This is a genomic window from Sutterella sp. (assembly GCF_052272535.1).
GTDB lineage: Bacteria > Pseudomonadota > Gammaproteobacteria > Burkholderiales > Burkholderiaceae_F > Sutterella.
On sequence record NZ_DAVZJY010000308.1, the window covers coordinates 1 to 2,191 of the forward strand.

The 2,191-nt window shown below is 71.6% G+C and carries 1 protein-coding gene; it reads left to right on the plus strand.

Annotation, left to right across the window (positions count from 1 at the left end):
• On the plus strand, nt 1–2,191 hold a 2,191-nt coding region (locus ACT6Y9_RS10545; protein ID WP_443744499.1), incomplete at both ends, for a conjugal transfer protein TraG N-terminal domain-containing protein.

The following is a 2,191-nucleotide window of genomic DNA, read 5'->3' on the forward strand; positions in this document are numbered from 1 at the left end:
GACCGGTGCGTGAGCCCCGAAGTCTTGGAGAGCGACGCGAAGCTCGCCGAACTCACGACTTCGGCGAACCTCTCGGCCACCGTCACCACACCCGGGTGGACCAATCCCGCGCGCTTCATGATGATCGCGGGCGCGCCCGTCTACTGCGACGAAGCCGCGCGCCGCGTCGCCGACGTCCTCACCCGCGTGGAGGTTCCCGCGCAGGAGCGGCTTCTCGTCGCGAAGTTCACCGAGGGCGAGGCGCAGGCCTCCTCCGTCTTTGAGGCGGCCCTGAAGAAGGCGATTCCGGAGTCGGCCTCCAAGATGCTCGGCGTCTCGCAGTCGCTCTCGGAGTCCCTCTCCCACGCGGTGCTCCTCGCCGAGATCCCCGCGGGCCTGGACCGGGCGGCGGCGCGCATGGAACTCCCCGTCGCCGCGGCGGTGGCGCTCGCGAAGGCGCAGGGGGCGCTTGCGTCGGAAATCTCGTTTCGCACGATGGGCGAACTTGCGGCGGCGTTTCTCCCGAAGCTGCGCAACCTCCTCGAGTTCGTCCTCATCGCCGCCTTCCCCGTCGTGATGGCGATGTTGGTCGCCTGCGGGGCCTCGGGCGCCGCGGTGGCGCGCATGTATCTGACGCTCTTTCTCTGGCTCGCCCTCTGGGCGCCGATTGCGGCGGTGATGAACCATCTTCTGATCACCCTCGACGCCCATCCGATGAACCAGCTCGCGGCCCACTACGGAGGGCTCACGCTCGAAGCCGCGGACCTGATCCGCGACCAGGGCGCGACCTCGCAGGCGATGGCGGGCTACATGATGCTCCTCGTTCCTCTGATCTCCTACCTCATCGCCAAGGCCTCCGACATGGGCGCCGTGAGCCTCGCCTCTCAGATGATGCAGCCCGCGGGCGCGGCCGCGCAGAGCCAGAGCGCACAGCTCTCCGCAGGGAACGTCTCGGCCGGGAACGCCTCGATCGGCACGAGCACCGTCAACACGGCCTCGGCCAACAAGTCCGACGTCTCCGAAGGGTTCGTCGCGGGCTCGGTCTCGCGCTCCACCACCGCGCACGGCACGGTGGTGCGCGACGCCTCCACGGGAGCGGTGACCGGCATTTCGGTGCAGACCTCCGACCTCGGCGTCTCGGCCGCCTCCACCTTGACCGAGGGCCGCAGCACCGGCGCCATGGCGCAGTCTTCGAGCTCGCGCGTCGCGCAGACGGGCATCACGCAGGCAGAAACCGCCGGCCGCAGCGACGCGAGTCAGTCGGCGTTGGTCTCGGGGTCGGCCGTGCAGCGCACCGCCTCGGAATCCTCGGGCCGGATGGTGAGCTCGGCCGATTCGGGAGCCTTCACCGAAGGCATGGCCGAGCGGCGCAGCACGTCTTTGAATGCCGGCGCAGGACTCTCGGAAAACCTGGGCGTCGCGACGCAGACGGGCGTGCGCATCGGAATCGGGCAAACCGACCCGCTTGTGCCCGAGGTCGCGCCGGGCGCGGCGGGATCTTCCCCGATGCGCCTCGGAGACGCCGCCGCGAGAGCGGAATCCTCCCTCGCCCATGGCGTCTTCACGCCCGGAACCGGGTTCGGGCCAAGGGGTTCGGGGCTTGCGCCGACCGCAGCCTCGGCCGGAGCGGCTGCGCGGACGCCTTCGGGCGCCTCTTCGGGGAGTCTCGTCCCCTACGGCGCGGGCGTGCCGGGAGGCGTTGTTGGGGGCGCGGGCGGTGCGGGCAGCACAGGCGGCACAGGCGGCACAGGCGGTACAGGCGGCCCCGGCGGTACAGGCGGCCCCCTTGCACCGGGCGGCGTCCTCATCCCGAACGGCAGCGCCGACGCGGGTGCGGGCGCGGGAAACATCCTCCCCGAAGCGGGCGTTCACCTCGACGGAGGCTTCAGGACCACGACGGGCGTGGAGCAGCGCGAGGGCGTCGCCCAAACCGTCGCCCAGACGTCGGGCGCGGGCTGGGAGACGCGGCGCACCGACGAGATGCGGCGGTCGGCCGCAGCATCCGACGAATCCGCGAAGAGCGAGCGCACGAGCCTCGAAGCGCGGCGCACCGCCGCCGCCACCCGCGGCGAAGAGCTCCGGCGCACCGAGGGCACTACGCGCAGCGCCGCGGAGAACTTCATGCGCACGGACGACCGGCGCTCGGGCACGCAGCTCGGTGCGGGCGCACGGCTCGACAGCTGGCTCCTCCACCGGGCGGTTTCGAGCTACG